Annotated in this window: 12 protein-coding genes; 7 read left to right on the plus strand and 5 right to left on the minus strand. The window is 70.5% G+C overall.

What is annotated here, in order from left to right:
* Nucleotides 1-108 precede the first annotated feature (108 nt).
* The 4 genes from ABT116_RS17735 (at nt 109) to ABT116_RS17750 (ending at nt 6,259) form a co-directional block, all read left to right on the plus strand.
* Complete coding sequence (locus ABT116_RS17735) at nt 109-1,230, plus strand: PrpF domain-containing protein (protein WP_351634044.1); 1,122 nt, start codon at nt 109-111, stop codon at nt 1,228-1,230.
* 104 nt (nt 1,231-1,334) lie between these two features.
* Nucleotides 1,335-2,588 carry an SLC13 family permease gene (locus ABT116_RS17740; protein ID WP_351634047.1) on the plus strand — a complete coding sequence of 418 codons (1,254 nt, stop codon included), beginning with the start codon at nt 1,335-1,337 and terminating at the stop codon, nt 2,586-2,588.
* A gap of 185 nt (nt 2,589-2,773) precedes the next feature.
* Entirely contained in the window at nt 2,774-5,227 is a 2,454-nt protein-coding gene (locus ABT116_RS17745; protein WP_351634076.1) for a SpoIIE family protein phosphatase, read from the plus strand.
* A 135-nt stretch (nt 5,228-5,362) separates the two neighbouring features.
* Nucleotides 5,363-6,259, plus strand: coding sequence for an aminoglycoside phosphotransferase family protein (locus ABT116_RS17750; RefSeq protein ID WP_351634050.1), 897 nt, complete (start codon nt 5,363-5,365; stop codon nt 6,257-6,259).
* Nucleotides 6,260-6,394: 135 nt separating this feature from the next.
* On the opposite strand, the gene ABT116_RS17755 is transcribed toward ABT116_RS17750, so the two are convergent.
* Both ABT116_RS17755 and ABT116_RS17760 read right to left on the minus strand, forming a co-directional pair.
* Nucleotides 6,395-8,614: a zinc metalloprotease gene (locus tag ABT116_RS17755; RefSeq protein ID WP_351634053.1), complete on the minus strand. Its 2,220-nt coding sequence runs from the start codon at nt 8,612-8,614 to the stop codon at nt 6,395-6,397.
* A gap of 865 nt (nt 8,615-9,479) precedes the next feature.
* The gene (locus tag ABT116_RS17760; RefSeq protein ID WP_351634056.1) at nt 9,480-9,974 is read right to left on the minus strand and encodes a hypothetical protein; all 495 of its coding nucleotides are present in this window, start codon (nt 9,972-9,974) and stop codon (nt 9,480-9,482) included.
* Nucleotides 9,975-10,439: 465 nt separating this feature from the next.
* Here ABT116_RS17760 and ABT116_RS50885 point away from each other — a divergent pair, with 465 nt between their 5' ends.
* From ABT116_RS50885 to ABT116_RS17780, 3 genes are all read left to right on the plus strand, one after another.
* Complete coding sequence (locus ABT116_RS50885; protein WP_502983888.1) at nt 10,440-10,568, plus strand: hypothetical protein; 129 nt, start codon at nt 10,440-10,442, stop codon at nt 10,566-10,568.
* A gap of 73 nt (nt 10,569-10,641) precedes the next feature.
* Nucleotides 10,642-10,839, plus strand: coding sequence for a hypothetical protein (locus tag ABT116_RS17770; protein WP_351634059.1), 198 nt, complete (start codon nt 10,642-10,644; stop codon nt 10,837-10,839).
* A 280-nt stretch (nt 10,840-11,119) separates the two neighbouring features.
* Nucleotides 11,120-11,464, plus strand: a complete 345-nt coding sequence (locus tag ABT116_RS17780; protein ID WP_351634062.1) for a hypothetical protein — start codon at nt 11,120-11,122, stop codon at nt 11,462-11,464.
* 98 nt (nt 11,465-11,562) lie between these two features.
* On the opposite strand, the gene ABT116_RS17785 is transcribed toward ABT116_RS17780, so the two are convergent.
* From ABT116_RS17785 to ABT116_RS17795, 3 genes are all read right to left on the minus strand, one after another.
* Nucleotides 11,563-11,718, minus strand: a complete 156-nt coding sequence (locus tag ABT116_RS17785) for a cupin domain-containing protein (protein WP_351634064.1) — start codon at nt 11,716-11,718, stop codon at nt 11,563-11,565.
* 87 nt (nt 11,719-11,805) lie between these two features.
* Nucleotides 11,806-13,560, minus strand: coding sequence for an ABC transporter ATP-binding protein (locus ABT116_RS17790; protein WP_351634067.1), 1,755 nt, complete (start codon nt 13,558-13,560; stop codon nt 11,806-11,808).
* Nucleotides 13,557-14,399, minus strand: an 843-nt coding sequence (locus ABT116_RS17795; RefSeq protein WP_351634070.1) for an ABC transporter ATP-binding protein, incomplete at its 5' end; no start/stop codon positions are given. The genes ABT116_RS17790 and ABT116_RS17795, both read right to left, overlap by 4 nt.

The raw sequence follows: 14,399 nt of genomic DNA on the forward strand, positions 1-14,399 counted from the left end.
CCTCTGCGAGGGTCTCCGCAATCGCCGAGCGGTCCACCGGCCCGCAATGCGCCCGTAACCACCGCCTCGGCCCTCCCCTCCCCCTCGTGATCAAGGAAGAGCTCAGACGTGCACACTCCCGCGACCCTGGTGCGTGGCGGCACCAGCAAGTGCTGGCTGTTCAACCAGGTCGACGTCCCCGCCGGCCGTGGCGAACTGGAGAAGCTGCTGGTCTCCGCGTACGGCTCCACCGATCCCGTGGAACTGGACGGTGTGGGCGGGGCGACCCCCACCACCTCGAAGGCGGCGGTGGTCGGCGCCGCCCCGGAACCCGGCGTGGACGTGGACTATCTCTTCGCCCAGGTAGGCATCGGCACGGGCTCGGTCGAGTGGACGAGCAACTGCGGCAACTGCGCCACGGGAGTCGCGCTGTACGCGGTCGCGAAGGGCATGGTGGCGATCACAGGCGACCGGACTCGTGTGGTGATGCGCAACACCAACACCGGCGCGGTCCTCGAAGGGCTCGTGGACACCACCGGTGGCGTCGTACACCACTTCGGCCGTCAGACCGTACCCGGCACCCGTGCCGGCGGGGTCGCCGTCGGCCTCACCTTCCGCGATCCGGCCGGCGGCACCACCGGTTCACTGCTCCCCACCGGACGGGCAGTACAGGATCTGCCGGTCCCTGCGGCCGTGCCGGTACGGGCGAGCATGGTGGACGCCGGAGCACCCGTCGTCCTCGTCGACGCCCTCGGCGCAGGACGCACCGGCGCCGAGCCACTGGAGCGGATGGGCGCGGACGTGCCCTGGCTGCGCACGGTGCGTCATACCGCCGCACCACTGATGGGGCTGCTCAAGCCGGGCGACGAACCCGGCGACGCGGTGCCCAAGGTGGGCCTGGTGGGCCCGCCGGTGCCGTACACCACCACCCTCGGGGAGCAGATCGCGGCCGAGGACTACGACATCTCGGTGCGCATGCTCAGCATGAACGCCCCGCACCCCGCGATCGGCCTGACCTCCGCCGTCGCCGTCGCGGCGGCCGGGCTCGTGGAGGACTCCGTGGTCTGCCGGACCGCGGGCGGCCCGACCGACGAATGGCTGCGTCTCGGCACCCCCGCCGGCATCGTCGCGGTCCGCTGCACCGACATACGGGACGGCCTGCCGCGGCGGGTCACCGTGCAACGCGCTGCACGGCTGCTCGCCGACGCCCGTATCTACGTCCCGGGAACAGGCCGCACCCAAGCTGCCTGAACCGGGGCGGACATCACCTCGGTCGGCCGGTCCCCCAGCCGTCCGCACCGGGACACCCTCGCGCCCCCGGGGCGCGCCCCTCCCCCATCGCACCAAGGACAAAGATGTCTGTTGAAGTGATCTCCATAGGCGCGCTGCTGGTGATGTTCGTGGTCGGCACGGTGCTGCCGATCAACCTGGGCATCCTCGCCTTCGTCGCCACCTTCGCCGTCGGCACCGCCTCGCTCGGCCTCACCGAGGACGAGATCTTCGAGGGGTTCCCGGTGAAGCTCTTCGTCACCATCGTCGGGGTCACCTACCTGTTCTCCGTCGCCCGCCGCAACGGCACCATCGACCGGCTGGTCGCGGCCGGGGTGCGGCTGGTGCGCGGCAAGGTCGCCCTCATCCCCTGGGTGTTGTTCCTGGTGGCCGCGCTGCTGACGGCGTTCGGCACCTTCACTCCTGCCGCGGTCGCGATCCTCGCGCCGATCGGCATGAACTTCGCCTACCGCTACAAGCTCAACCCGCTGGTCGTGGGCATGATGGTGATCAGCGGCGGACACGCGGGCGCCTTCTCCCCGCTCGCCGTGTCCGGTGCGCTGGTGCTCGGCCTGGTCGACAAGACCGAACTGCACATCTCCGCGGTGACGTTGTTCGGCGCCAGCTTCCTGATCAACCTGGTGCTCTCGGCACTCACCTACGTGCTGCTCGCCAAGCGTCCCGTCCCACTGGCCGTGGGCTCCGAGGAAGCGACCGAGGACGAGGACCTCGCCGTGTCCGGCAGGCCCGACTGGCGCCAGTGGCTCACCCTCGCCTGCCTGGCCGCCCTCGTCATCGGCGCCCTCGGCTTCCATCTGGAGATCGGCTTCCTCGCCCTCGCGGCCGGTGCCCTGCTGGCCCTGGTGGACATGAAGCGCCAGGAGAAGGCCGTGGACGGCGTCAGCTGGTCCACCCTGCTGCTGGTCGCGGGCATGATGACCTACATCGCCATGCTGGAGAGGGCCGGCATCATCGAGAACATCTCCGAGCACGCGGCGGGCCTGGGCGCACCGGTCGCCGTCGCGCTGCTGCTGTGCTTCACCGTGGCCATCACGTCCGCCTTCGCCTCCTCCACGGCGATCCTCACCGCGATCATCCCGATCGCCGTACCGCTGCTGCTCTCCAGCCACCTCAGCGCCGCCGGGCTGATCGCCGCGCTCGCCGTCTCCACGACGATCGTCGACACCTCGCCCTTCTCCACCAACGGCGCACTCGTCCTCAGCAACGCCCGCGGGGTGGACCCGCGCCGCTTCTACCGCCAGGTCATCGGCTACACCGGCGGAGTCGTCGCCCTCGGCCCGGTCGTCGCCTGGGGCGCGCTGGTCCTGCCCTGGTCGTAGCTGCGTCACGGACGGCCCGGGCCGGGATTCGAGGGGGCACACGCCCCCTCGTTCCCCATTGCGCCGGCGGCCCTGAGCGCCCCAGCCGGAGCGCCGTGGAGCGGGGGCCGATCTACGCTGGAAGCAGCCGCTGGAAACCAGCCCCGACGGGCACGGCAATCCGGACGGAGGCGTGGTACGTGGAGATGGCCGACAAGCAGGATTCCCCCACTGCCGCTGTCGTGGTGGACCCGGACGGCATGGTGAGCGGCTGGAGCGAGGGGGGCCGGCTGCTGCTGGGCTGGACGGCGGGGGACATGGTCGGGCGCCCCGTGACCGACCTGCTGGTCGGCCCCCCGCCCCCCGGCTTCCCCGAGGGCTACGGCGCCGGCTCCGACCCGACGGGGTTCATCCTGCTACGCCACCGGGACGGCTCCACCGTGGACGCCGTGGCGGCGGCTCACCCGCTGTCCGGGCCCGACGGGCAGGCATTGGGCCACGTGGTGACCATCCAGCGTTGGGGGCGCCGCCCGGTGATCGCCGACCGGGCATTCGAGCAGTCTCCCTTCGCTCTGGGCGTCTACGACCCCGAGCTGCGGTTCCTGTGGATCAACGCCTCCTCGGGCCGGGTGATCGCGCACTCCGAGGAGCAGGTGCTCGGCAAGAAGTACCGCGAGGTGCTTCCCGAATTCGACCGCTCGCTGTTTCCCGAAAGGGACGACAAGCCCTACACCGACGCGCTCGCCGAAGTGGCGAGGACGGGCGAGCCCACGCGTCTCATCACCGTCTTCCGCCCGCGCGGCAGCGACTACGCCAACGCCTGGGCCACCAGCATCTGGCCCGTCCGGGATGCCGAGGGCATGGTCCGCGCGATCGCCAACTGGGGATTCGACATGAGCGCCGAGTACTGGGCTCGGCAACGCCTGCTCATCCTGAACCAGGCCAGCGGCGGCATCGGCCGGACGCTCGACGTGGTCGGCACCGCCCGGGAACTGGCCATGACCCCGGTGCCGGGATTCGTCGACCTCGTCAGTGTGGACCTCTTCGACGAGGTGCTGCGCGGAGAGGAACCGCCCTCGGGGTTCCCGTTCGCCCCCGGCGAGACCATCACGCTCAGCCGTGCCGCCCAGCACGGCACGAAGGCGGATTCCGACCAGGCTCCGGGGGCCACGACACCGGTCACGCACGCGCCCGGTTCCGTCGCCGCCCGCTGCATGGCCGCCGGCCGGTCCACGGTTGAGCTCGCCGCCGAGCCCGGCCAGGGCGGCGAGTGGGCCTTCGGGCCCGGACTCGCCGCCGACCCGGCCCACTGGCCACCGGGCAACCCGGTGATCGACGAGTCCATCGCCGCGGACGGGCTGACCGGCAGGATCACCGTGCCGCTCAGGGCGCGCGGCGCGCTGCTCGGCGTCGTCGCCTTCTCCCGCCTCGACCGGCCCGAGGCCTTCACCGCCGACGACCTGATCCTCGCCGAGGAGCTGACCGCCAAGGCCGCCGTCGCCATCGACAACGCCCGCCGGTACTCGCGCGAGCGCACCACCGCGCTGACCCTGCAACGCGCCCTGCTGCCGCAAGGGCTGCCGAACCAGGAGGCGGTCGAGGTGGCCTCCCGCTATCTGCCCGGCGGGACCGGTACGGAAGTGGGCGGTGACTGGTTCGACGTCATTCCGCTGTCCGGCGCCCGGGTCGCCCTGGTCGTCGGCGATGTCGTCGGCCACGGCCTGCACGCCTCGGCCAGCATGGGCAGGCTGCGCACGGCGGTACGCACCCTCGCCGACGTCGATCTGCCACCGGACGAACTGCTGACCCACCTGGACGACCTGGTCCTCCACCTCGCCAGCGACCTCCAGCCCACCGGCCCCTTCCAGCAGACCGGCGAGTCCGGGGCCACCTGCCTCTACACCGTCTACGACCCGGTCTCCCGACACCTCACGCTGGCGAGCGCCGGTCATCCCCTGCCGCTGATCATCTCCCAGGACGGCACCCGGACCCCGGTGCCCGTCCATCCGGGACCGCCGCTCGGCATCGGTGGGCTGCCCTTCGAAGCCACCGAACTCCAACTGCCCGAGGGCAGCCTGCTGACCCTCTACACCGACGGACTGCTGGAAAGCCGCGAGCGCGACGTCGACGAAGGGATCACCGAACTGCAGCGAGCCCTGAGCCACTCGACCACGTCGCTGGAGACCCTGTGCGACACGGTGATGGACACCATGCTCCCCCAACGCCGCACCGACGACGCCGCCCTGCTGCTCGTTCGCACCCACGCACTGGATCCCCACCACGTCGCCGACTGGGACGTCGAGCCCGACACCGCGCAGGTGCCGCGGGCCAGGAAGCTCGCCGTCGACCAGGTGGACGCCTGGGGCCTGGAGGAGGCGGCGTTCGTGACCGAACTGGTCGTCAGTGAGCTGGTCACGAACGCCATCAGATACGGCGAGCCGCCCATCAGGCTGCGGCTGATTCGCGACACCTCCCTGATCTGCGAGGTCTCCGACGCCAGCAACACCGCTCCGCACCTGCGCCGGGCCCGCGCCTTCGACGAGGGCGGCCGGGGCCTGTTGCTCGTCGCCCAGCTCACCCAAGGATGGGGCACCCGGCACACCCCCGACGGCAAGACGATCTGGTGCGCGCAGTCCCTCCCCCAGCCTGGGCGGCACTGAGCTCAAGCCCGCGGACGATCTCCTCCTGCGACCCTCCGATCGGCCATCCGGTAGATGCGCATCCGATTCAGCCGGGGATCTGGATCTTCCCAAGTGCAAGGTGGCCTCCGCCTACCTCAAGTACGGTGACTCGGCATGATCGAATCCGAGATTGAGATCAGCGAGGATCTGGTCCGCGACCTCCTTCGGGAACAGCATCCGGACCTGGCCGACCTGCCCATCCGCGAAGTGGCCGGCGGCTGGGGCAATCAAATGTGGCGCGTCGGCGATGAGTTGGCCGTCCGGATGCAGCGGATGGACACGAGCCCCGATCTACAACTCAAGGAACGCCGGTGGCTGCCGACTCTGGCCGCGCGCCTGCCGCTGCCGATCCCTGTCCCGCTACGGGACGGTGCACCGTCCGAGCGATTCCCCAAGATCTGGACCGTCATGACATGGGTCGAGGGCACGCCGCTGGACCATGGCTCGATCACTCGCGGCGACCACGCGGCCGAGACGCTGTCGGGCTTCCTCAGGGCGCTGCACGTGGAGGCGCCCGCCGACGCACCGACCGCTTCGGACTTCGGCGCTCACCCGAAGGACTGCGCAGACGGCTTCGAGCACTTCTTCCAGGCCGTTGCCCCTACCGGCATCGCCGACGAGATCCGTGAAGTCTGGGACGAAGCGGTGGCGGCCCCGCAGTGGGAGGGCCCACCGGTGTGGGTACACGGCGACCTGCATCCCGCGAACGTCGTCGTCGCGGACGGGACGTTGGCGGGTGTAGTCGACTTCGGCGCACTCTTCGCCGGCGACCCGGCATGGGACCTCGCGGCCGCCTGGCTGCTACTCCCCGCTGGCGGCGCCTCACGGTTTTTCAACAGCTACGCACAGGCGGACGAGGCAGCGGTGCGACGGGCGCGCGGACTGGCCGCCATGAAGAGCCTGTTCCTGATGTCGATGGGCCAGAACGGAGACCGCGGCCTGCCCGGCGGCAAACCGAACTGGGGGCCCGCAGGCCGGTCCGCACTCGATCGTGTCCTGAAGGGCCTTTGAAGCCGGCATGGATCGACTGGGCCTCCCCGGCGGCCATGCACCGGAGGTAGCCGTCGCCTCCCGTGAGGAGCATGCGGAGGACGACGGCCGCCTGGCCGCCGCCCGCGCTGTTGGACGGAGAGGGGCTGGACATGGCTACCGACGGGTGATCTCTTCCTTGGTCCGTGCGGCCTCCGACTGGATGTCCCGCATGACATGGGGCTTGAGGTTCTTGTGGTCGAAGATCTCCACCATCTCGTCCATCACCTCTGTCGCCCGTTGCGCATTACCCGCTTTGGCCTCCACCCGCGCCAGCCGCCGCATCACCTGGCCGAGAGTGATGTTGTCGACGCCCTCGTCACCGGCCGAGGACTCCACCACCTTGCTGAGCTGCCCGATGCCCTCCTCGGTGTTGACGCGACGGATGCGGAGCTCCTTGTCGGGGGTGAGGTCCTTGAAGTCCCGTGAGACGCCGAAGCCCTTGACCATGCGCGGGTAGACGGCGAGCGGGTGATCGGGGTACTGGCTCAGCACCTGGTCGAAGGCCCGGTTCCCGGACTCGAGACTCTCGGCGCGGGAGCCGAGCAGGTAGAGAAGCGTGCCCTGCTCATCGCCGGACATCATCAACTCGGCGACATCCTCGTCGGCCTCGGTACGCGGCCTGCGGACCGTGAGCCGGAGGACGTGGGAGAGCACCCTGGAGCCGTCCGACGCGTGGTACTGGGCCCGCAGTTGGTACTGGCCGGGCTGCTGGAAGTAGAAGCCGTCCTTGCCGTAACCGACGTAGGCACTCTCGTAGATCGCCGGCCGGTCGGCGTCCAGGACCGTCTGGTGCTCGTGGTCCGCGCAGCGGATCAGTGGCGGCCGGTAGGTTCTGGTCTCGCCCGAAGGGGTGCGGATGGCGACGGTGACGAATCCGTCGTTGGGGTGCAGTCGGCCATGTGTGCTGCGGCCGCGCAGGTCGGTGGTGGCCAGCTTGATCTCGACCACGACCGGTTCGCCGAACCGGAACGTTCCTTTGGACCGCAGGTCCAGGGCGAGGCCGGAGTTGTCGACGACCGGATCGTCGAAGAGGTCCACGTCGACCTCGGCCGCACCCACACCGAACGGGTTGCCGCCCATGATCACGTCCCGGTAGAAGCCGTGCCGCAGATGCACGAGTTCATTGTCGGTGAACTGGAAGGGGAACGCGGCCCAGTAGGCGGCCGGGCCGCCCGGCGCCGGGGGCGGTGGCTGGAAGTTCTGCACGTAGTTCATCCAGGACAGGTCCCCCAGACCGCCGTTGGGCCCGAGCGGTTGAGGCGGTTCGGCCAGGTTCTTCTCCCACGAGTGCAGCAGGTTGAAGGCGTGACCGAGTTCGTGGACGTACGTGCGCAACTGCGCACGCCGGCTGGCCGGGTCCTCGCCCTTGATCGCGTCGTGGAACACCGCGAAGCCCTGTCTCTGGAATGCCCCGCCTGCGTCGAACATGATGCCCCGGACGCCGTCCTCGATGTACGAGGTGGCCACCATCTGCCATACCTGCCACCGGGGGGCGTTCCGCCAGAGGCTGAAATGGTTGACCATGGCGTTGTGCAACTCCGCGTCGTTCCACCGTGCGTCGGTGCCCGCGGCACCGGTGGGGATGACGTCGGGAGCCCCGGCGATCTGCACCTCGATCCCCGCCTCCGCGTACGCGGCGGGCACGGTCAGCACACGTGCCGGGCTCGACGGCGGCTGCGGCAGGGACCCGGTGTCGTACGAGAAGAACGGGACGGTCCCTGTCACGGAGTCCTGTTCGATCCGGACGCTGCGGAAGTGCGGTGAGACGAACGCGCACAGGTACGTCGCGCTGGGGCTGCCGCCGCCGTTGAAGAACTGCACGGTGGCCTCGCCCGGGGTGGGGGCCGCGGCCGTGCCCGGGGCGATGGTGACCTCCACGTGCGGGGAAAGGACGGGGAAACTGAACCTCCCCCGTCCGGTGAGTTTCACCAGACCCTCGGTGACGGCGGCGGTGAGCGACGCCACGACGAAGGAACCCACGTAGTTGGTGGTCGCTCCACTGGTCTGGAAGAAGTCTCCGCTGATCCGCATCAGCGGCCGCGGGCCGTCCACGTCCACTCGCAGTTCGAGCTGTGTTCCGCCTCCCGCGCTGCTGTAGCGCCCACTGACCACGGTCGGTACGGCCTGATCGGCCGACCGCGACACGGCCTGCGCTTCGAGTCGCGCCACGCGAGCCCTGAGCTGGGCCATGTCCTCGGCCTCCGGCTCCACGAGCAGGGCCTCCGTGGCGCCGCTCTGCTCCGCCCTGTGGGTCAGCGTCAGCCCTTCGAGATCGTTCCTCGTGGCGGGCCGCACCACCCCGTCCAGCGTTGTGGGGTCCGACATGATCGACATGGGTTTTGCCTCCTTGTGCGTGGTCGAGGCAGGCCGCGAGGTGGTGTCCACCGCGCCGAGCCCTTGGCGCGTGTGGTCTCACGGGGGCATGGGCAACGGTCCGAGAACCACGTGGCGTTGCTCTCTCCCCACGGTCTTGTCCTCGGGCGGTCAGAACCCCCGTCCCCGGTTCGCAGTCGAGGACGTGCAGTCGTCACAGCCGTATTGACTGAGGTGGTGGCGCGTGTCCCCGCCAGGGATCTCGAGCCGGGGAGCCGCGGTTCCGGGGGTGTCCCAGAGCGTGCAGTGCCCCGTGCGGAGGAAGCCCCTGCGGACCCTGCGCAGATCCCGGCAGGCGCGTCCGGGCCGTTCTGCACCCGTCTCTCGGGCCCGCGGGCTGTCGTGACGTCAAGTTCGACGGGTGCGCCGTCACGGGCGCACTCGAGCGCGGAACACATCCGGTGTGCCGCCGGGGCTTTCGAGCGCCGTGTCGATCTCTCTGCGCGGAACGCCCCTGATTCCAGTAGGCGTCGCATCCGCGACGATGTCAACCGGGCCATGAGCGACGCAAGGCGTCGCAATTCTGCTGGTTGACCGGTCAATTTACGTGGTGCGACCTTCCTTGACCATCGCGTCAGCATTTGCTGTTGCAAGCTGTTGCGCGTTCGAGGTCTGCAGCGGGTGCGTCTTCTCGGAGCAACTCGCGGGCGAGTACCAGGACACGCACGCGGGCGGGGACATCGCCGTGCTGCTGCACGCCGGGTACGCCTTCGCCGCCACGGACTGCGCCGCTTGCCTCGACGGCCAGGTCCTATCCCCCATCCCCGCCGACGCGGACAGCAGATGTCGCCAAGTCTGTCCCGTGACTGCGGGGTGAGAATCGGGCTCAGACTCCCTCGTAACGTGCTGCTGCGGCCCGGCTTGCCTCCAGCCACGCGGCCTCGATGTCCTGCGACTCGTCCAGAGCGGGATCACGTACCCCGCCGGGTCCGTACGCTGGGGACCGATCTGCACGCAAGGGCACATGGGCGCTGTACCAAGCACGCACGGCACCAGCTCGCTCGGCATCCGTGCCGATCCGCAGATAGTCGACCAATGCCGCCAGCACACGGCGGCGTCCGAATGCGTAGACCGCCGGCTCGACGAACCAGCGGCAGAAGCTGGGATCTGGGTCGTACACGGCTGCAGCCATCAGCGGGGCGAACAATTCATCAGGCAGACTTGCGCGTTCGAGCAGGGGCTTACGCACCGCATGGGCGAGGCGGCGGGCCTGGTCGTTCGGGTTCATGGCGACGTCTCCGACGCCCAGCAAATGAGCCACCTCTGCCACGCATGTCAGGAATGAACGCGGTTCTATGCCGCTCTGCTCGTCTTCGGCCACGGCAGCATTCTGGACTGGCCATGTCGGCAGGCGCAGCACTGGTGGCCGCTGACGTTGCGTACTCGCTCGGCCTCCTCTGAGTGGAACGATCACGGTGCGACTGGTGTGATCACGGCGTCGGAGCCGTCCTGGACACCCCGTTCTCCGGGCTGAGCCCTCGCGCCTTCGGAAAGCCTTCCGCTGGAGGACCGAACATGCCCGCGGGGGCCGATCCGGAACCGGCCGGCAAAGCGAGCCCGCGTCGAGCACGTCTTCGCCCGTTCAAACCTTCTCTCGTTGAAGCGGTGTGTAGGGACGTGACCGCGATGCACGTCTCTCGGTCGGCCGCGTGGGCCGCCTCGTCGGTGACGCGGACGGTGCCTGGCGGAGATCATCGACGGTGCGAGGAGAGCGGCAGCGGGGTACCACCACAGGCCGACGTTTCAAGGCCTGACCGGTGTCCTGTACGACGCCGAGAGTGTCATCGTGCCTTCTCGCAAGCGCGAGTGGGATGACGTCCTGGCCGCCACCACGATTCAGTTGTTCGTCGGCAACCTCAGGCAGCGAGCCCTCACCGAAGCACGCGAGGCGACACAGAACACTTCGGCCGAGTGAGCGGGTGTGACCATGCCGGGTGGTCAGTCCTGAGGGCCTCGTCGCCCGCTGCCTGCGTGTGGATAATGCCTCCGTGACTTCAGACATAGCCCGCCCGAGATGGTGGTACGGGCTTCGCGGCTTCGCTGTCTTCGTCGTGGCCGGTGGGCTCGGCTCCTTCCTCTACGTGGCGACGACCCATCGTCCGGGTGGGATGCCATGGGACGGGTTGCTGTTCGGGGCGATCGTGTGCGCGACGCTCAGTGCCCTGTTCCCTCGGCGGCGACGCTGAGTCTTCTTGTCCGCTCGGACGAAGCCGCCAAGTCGCGGCGGGAAGTGGGCGTCCTCCCCGGCGGGTGCCCTTCTCGCATCGGACACGGGCGAGTTCCTCGCGTTCGGCGGCCAGGACGGCGCGGTGGCGCCGGGAACACGCCGACCTTGACTCACGCGCGTCCCGGAAAAGCGGCGGAACGCGCTCCGGCTTGTCCCGTAAGCACTGGCCGGCCGGTGCCCAGGTGAGAGCCCGGGATACCCACGAGACTCCGACACGACAGCTGTGGCAGCCTGCTCACATGCCATGGGAGCTGCAAGAGCATGCAGGCCGTCACTACGCCGTGCTGTTTCACTACGCCTTGCCCGACGATGCCTGGGCCGTGGAACTGAGCGAGGCTGTGCCTGCGTCGGCTGAGGGGGACGGGAGCCCCAACGCTGCGGTGACGTACTTGCCCGGCACTGCCTTCCTGGTGGCGCTTGTCCCGGACGAGGACCCGAACCTGCAACCGACCGTCCGCGTCTACAGCCCTGACGAGCGCGTTGTCCCCTACGAGATCATGCGCTGGTTCATGGAGCAGGTGGCCGACCAGGTGGAACGCTGCCGCATGGCGTTCGAGCAGGGAGCACCTGAAGCAGTGGAATGATCACGCAATGACTGGTGTGATCACGACTCCGGAGCTTTGCGCCCGGCCTCTCCGCAGGTCAGACGGTCACGAGTCGTTCAGTCAGCTGCCCTCGCCCGTCAGTCGTCGAACTCCGCACCGATGAGGATGAAGGCCATCGTGACCGGTTGGCCGCTGCGGTTGCGCCAGGCGTGCCGGGTGCCGTTCTGGATCACGATGTCCCCTGCCGACAGCTGGGTGCAGGAAAGCACCCGTCCGCCCATATCCAGGGCCATGATCGGGGCGGGGTTCCTGCTGCGTCCTCTCCTACATGGTCAACGCGATGGACCGCCAGGCCGGCTCTGCCGCCGGCTGGTCCGGGTTCAGGACGGGGTGACGGCGAGGACACGGCCCAGTGCGCTGTCGGGGCGGGTGGTGAGTTCGTCCCAGGTGCCTTCCTCCGTGATGCGGCCGGCTTCGAGGACGGCGATGCGGTCGGCGCGGCGGATGGTGGCGGGGCGGTGGGCGATGACGATCGTGGTGCGGCTTTCCTTGCCGAGCGCGGTGGCGAGTTGGGCGTCGCCGGCGTTGTCGAGGTGGGCGGTGGTCTCGTCGAGGACGAGGACTCGGGGCTGCGCTAGCAGCGCCCGGGCGAGGGCGATCCGGGCGCGCTGGCCGCCGGAGAGGGTGGAGCCGCGCTCGCCGACGAGGGAGTCCATGGGGGTGATGCGGTCGACGCCGCACAGCCGGGCGGTCTCGGCGAGGAGCTCGTCGTCCGCCTCCGGTGCGGCGAGCCGCAGGTTGTCGGCGAGGGTGCCGTGGAAGAGAGGCGTGTCCTGGCCCACCACGGCGACGGCTCGTCGGAGTTCGGCATCGCTCAGGTCACGTACGTCGACGGGCTCGCCGTCGCCGGGTATCAAGTGGACGGTGCCCTCGGACGGGTCCCAGAAGCGGGCCAGCAGGTGGGCGCAGGTCGACTTGCCGGCCCCCGAGACACCGACCAGGGCGAGGGTCTGCCCTGCGCGTACTGTCAGTTCGACTCCGTCCAGCACGGGTCGACCGCCGTAGTCGAAGCTCACCTGGTGCAGCCGGACGCCCAGCGGACCGGAGGGCAGCGGGCGGGGTGCGGCGGGCGGCCGGGCGAGAGCGGGGGCCCGCACGGCCGCGCCGACGCGGGCGGCCGCGGCGCGCAGACCCACGGCCTGGCTCAGCGCCCTGGCCGACTCGGCGACGGGCCCCAGCACCGACAGGGCCAGAGCCATCGCCGCCGGGGCCCACGCGCCGTGCAGCCGCCCCGAGGTCACGGACTGCGCCGCGGCGGCCACCACGCCGAGGACCGCGCACACGATGAGGAGGTCGCGGACCGCGGCGGCCACGGCCTCCCAGGTGGCCTCGGCCCTCTGGGCCTCCCCCACCTGCCGGCCTTGTTCGGCGAGTCGGCGGCGCCGCTCGGCCAGCCCTCCGAAGGCGAGCAGCTCACGCAGCCCGTCCACGGTCTCCACGGTGTCGGCCGACAGCTTCGCGGCGGCCGCCCGGGTGCGGGCTCCGCGCGCCGCGCGTCCGCGCGCGTCGGCGAAGGGCGCCGCGGCGAGCAGCGCGGCGACCGGCAGCACCGCTGCCGGCAGCCATGGCTCCACCGTGGCCAGAACAGCGGCGCCTCCGGTGAACACCGCCCCGGAAGCCAGGAGTTGAGCGGTGGTGTGGGCGTAGAAGAACTCCAGTGCCTCGACGTCGGCCATGGCGGTGGCGGCCAGGTCCCCGCTGCGGCGGCCGGCGACGCGGGCGGGCGCGCTGCGGGCGAGCCCGTCGAAGACCCGCACACGCAGTTCGGCCAGCACTCGGTAGGCCAGGTCGTGGCTGAGGTCCATTTCGCGCCAGGTCATCAGGGCGCGTACGACGACGAGGACGATGAGCGCGGTGACCGTACGGGCCGAGGGGGCGCGGTCCTCGATGACGGCGGTTCCGACGGTGTGAGCGGCCAGCGTCAGCAACGTGACGAGTGAGCCCTGTTCGACGAGTGCGGCGCCGCAGGTGCGGGCCATCATGATCCGGTGCCCGGCGAGGGCGGGGAGCAGGGCGCGCAGTGAGCCGCGTGCGGGCATCTCGGCGCCACCGCGGTCGGTGGTGGTGCTGCTCATGCGGCGAGCCCTTCCTCGTGAGCGTGGCCCGCCTTGACGAGCCCCGCGTAGACGCCCCCGGCTTCGACGAGGGTGGTGTGCTCGCCGACGGCGTCCACGCGTCCGCCGTCGAGGACGACGATGCGGTCGGCGTGCCGGACGGCGGCGAGCCGGTGGGCGACCACCAGGACGGTCCGGCCGCCTGCGGCGTCGAGCAGCTCGCGGATGATGTCCGCCTCGCGGCGTTCGTCGACCGCGCTGGTGGCCTCGTCGAGGACGAGCACCGGAGCGTCGGCCAGGAGGGCGCGCGCGAGGGCGAGCCGCTGGCGCTGGCCGCCGGACAGGGTGGCGCCCCGTTCGCCGAGGACGGTGGCGTAGCCGTCGGGGAGGGCGGCGATCTCGTCGTGGATGCCGGCGGTGCGTGCGGCGCGCGTCAGCTCGTCGTCCGTGGCGCCCGGCCGGGCCAGGCACAGGTTCTCGGCGATGGTGGCGTGGAAGAGGTAGGTCTCCTGGGAGACGACGGCGATGCCCTGCCGCAGCGAGTCGAGCGCGTACTCGGTCACGTCGTGGCCGTCGAGGGTGATCCGGCCGCCCTGCGGGTGGTGGTGGCGCAGGAGCAGGGCGAGGAGCGTGGACTTGCCGGCGCCGGACGGGCCGACGATCGCGGTCGTTCGTCCCGCCTCGGCGGTGAAGGTGACGCCACGGAGCGCGGGCGTCTCGGCGCCGCCATAGGTGAACTGGACGTCTTCGAAGCGCAGTTCGGGCGGACCCGACCAGTGCGCAGGTGCCGTTCCCGTGTCGGGGACGGCGGGTTCGGCGGTGCGCAGCGCCGCGAGCCCGTCGGCGGCCGACACGCCCAG

Source organism: Streptomyces sp. NPDC002130 (genome assembly GCF_040296465.1).
Classification (GTDB): Bacteria; Actinomycetota; Actinomycetes; order Streptomycetales; family Streptomycetaceae; genus Streptomyces.

Excerpts from the sequence above, each read along its gene's own strand:
- ABT116_RS17740 (WP_351634047.1), top strand. The coding sequence starts at position 1,335 with ATGTCTGTTGAAGTGATCTCCATAGGCGCGCTGCTGGTGATGTTCGTG.
- ABT116_RS17790 (WP_351634067.1), bottom strand. The coding sequence starts at position 13,560 with ATGAGCAGCACCACCACCGACCGCGGTGGCGCCGAGATGCCCGCACGC.
- ABT116_RS17745 (WP_351634076.1), top strand. The coding sequence starts at position 2,774 with ATGGCCGACAAGCAGGATTCCCCCACTGCCGCTGTCGTGGTGGACCCG.
- ABT116_RS17750 (WP_351634050.1), top strand. The coding sequence starts at position 5,363 with ATGATCGAATCCGAGATTGAGATCAGCGAGGATCTGGTCCGCGACCTC.
- ABT116_RS17780 (WP_351634062.1), top strand. The coding sequence starts at position 11,120 with ATGCCATGGGAGCTGCAAGAGCATGCAGGCCGTCACTACGCCGTGCTG.
- ABT116_RS17785 (WP_351634064.1), bottom strand. The coding sequence starts at position 11,718 with ATGGCCCTGGATATGGGCGGACGGGTGCTTTCCTGCACCCAGCTGTCG.
- ABT116_RS17755 (WP_351634053.1), bottom strand. The coding sequence starts at position 8,614 with ATGTCGATCATGTCGGACCCCACAACGCTGGACGGGGTGGTGCGGCCC.